Source organism: Methylobacterium longum, assembly GCF_022179385.1.
GTDB lineage: Bacteria > Pseudomonadota > Alphaproteobacteria > Rhizobiales > Beijerinckiaceae > Methylobacterium > Methylobacterium longum.
Window position 1 is genome coordinate 1 of the sequence record NZ_BPQS01000118.1, and the last position, 1,830, is coordinate 1,830.

The 1,830-nt window shown below is 64.4% G+C and carries 1 protein-coding gene and 2 pseudogenes; 2 read left to right on the forward strand and 1 reads right to left on the reverse strand.

Annotated features, from left to right (window positions below):
* Positions 1-88: 88 nt before the first annotated feature.
* Positions 89-382 (forward strand): hypothetical protein, encoded by a 294-nt coding sequence (locus tag MFF58_RS31540; RefSeq protein WP_238294248.1) that lies wholly within the window; start codon positions 89-91, stop codon positions 380-382.
* Between the two features lie 312 nt (positions 383-694).
* Here MFF58_RS31540 and MFF58_RS31545 read toward each other — a convergent pair.
* Positions 695-1,063, reverse strand: a pseudogene (locus MFF58_RS31545) (transposase); the annotation flags it as partial.
* A gap of 62 nt (positions 1,064-1,125) precedes the next feature.
* Here MFF58_RS31545 and MFF58_RS31550 point away from each other — a divergent pair.
* Positions 1,126-1,736: pseudogene (locus tag MFF58_RS31550) on the forward strand (transposase); the annotation flags it as partial.
* Positions 1,737-1,830 lie beyond the last annotated feature (94 nt).

Genomic DNA, 1,830 nt, shown 5'->3' on the forward strand with positions numbered 1-1,830 from the left:
GCTCCGACATAGCCATACGCCCTGACATCGACATGTGACGGAGCTCCCAATCCGCTCCGTATGTCGCCTTCACGCCGTCTGCCGGAAGGTGCCGCCCAGACAGCGCTTACGCTTCAACGGCCGCGTCCAGCGGGAGGTGGTAGGGATCACGCTCTACCGCCACGCCGACCTGGAGATCGTGCTGCGCGGCTTCAACGCGGCCTACAACGGCCGCCGGCAGCGCGTACTCAATGGGCTCTCGCCCGAGATGGTGCTGCGTCAGCGCCTCGAAGCTGATCCCGCATTGGCGAACCCAACCTACAGACAACCCAGTTCCAGTCTCATCAAACGCGCCCTCCGCATCGTTGAAGAGGCCAAGGAGGTCTCACATCCAGACAGCTAGCGACGATTTAATCTTTCAACTTGACGGATGGTGACCTGACCGGCCGGCTTTGGACTGGGCTAACTGAAAGGATCGGCCTAGTCCAGAGGAGTTGTGGATGAAGCCAAGACAGAAGCCGGGAGCTGAACAGTTCATGCTGACGCTGCGCCAGATCGAGGTAGGGACAACGCAAGGCAAGAGCATCTATGTCGCTTGCAGAAAGGCGGATGTCTCTGAGCAGAGCTTCGTGACGAACGTCTGCGTCAAGAGATCTTATACACGCAGAAGGAAGCGCGGATGCCGATCGATCTTTCGCCATCCACCTAAGAGCGTCTAACAAAACCAGCGCTCGATGAAGCGCCAAACGATGAGGGCTGCGGCCAGCGTCGAGAAAGCGAGATGAATGTCGGCCCGTCGCTAGTAGCGGATAGCGAGGCGGCGAAACTGGGCGAACCAGGCCAGCGTCCGCTCGACCACCCATCTGTGCCGTCCCAGGCGCTGGCTGCTCTCGATCCCGCGCCTGGCGATGCGGTGCTGGATGCGACGGCGGGTGAGCGCCTGGCGACAGCGGCGGTGATCGTAGGCTTTGTCGGCGTGCAGCTTAGAGGGACGCTTGCGCGGTCGTCCCCAGCACTGGCGGATGGGCGGGACGGCATCCACGACCGCCTCCAGCATCCGGCTGTCATGCACGTTGGCGCCCGTTGAACCGCACCCCGTTTTGACCGGACAGGCAGCATAGCTCACGAAGGCATAGGCGTTGGCCTATGGGTAAGGCTATGTCATCCGATCCGACCGCCCCGCCGGTGCACGGCGAGATCCTGACCAGCGTTCAGCGTCGACGGCGCTGGTCCACCACCGAGAAGATCCGCCTCGTCGAGGAGAGCCAGCAGCCCGGCTCATCCGTGTCGTTCGTCGCCCGTCGCTACGGCCTCTCGCCCAGCCTGCTGTTCTCGTGGAAGCGGCGCATGCTGGAGGGCGGCCATCAGGCCGTGCACGCCGACGAGGAGGTCGTCGGCACCAGCCGGGTTCGCGAGTTGGAGCGGCGCGTGCGCGACCTCGAACGCCTGCTCGGGCGCAAGACCATGGAGGTCGAGATCCTGAAGGAGGCGCTCGCCCTCGCGCGCACAAAAAAACCGACCTCGCCGCTCAGCTCCTGGGGCGGTTCGACGGGCGGTTCGCGGTGAAGGCGGTCGCCGACACGCTCGGCGTGGCCCGCTCCCAATTGGCCGAGCGCCTGAGCCGCCCCGCCCAGCCGCGCGGTCCCTACCGCAAGCCCGAGGATGCGCGGCTGCTGCCGACGATCCGCGCGATCGTCGATGCCCGCCCGAGCTACGGCTATCGCCGCGTCACCGCACTGGTTGGACTTGCCTCGAGAAAGTGGAGAGCTCTTTTCCTGAAGGAGGAGGGTTCCGATGGCAGACCGGAAGCAGACCTTTACCCCCGAGTTTCGTGCTGAGGCAGTTCGGCTA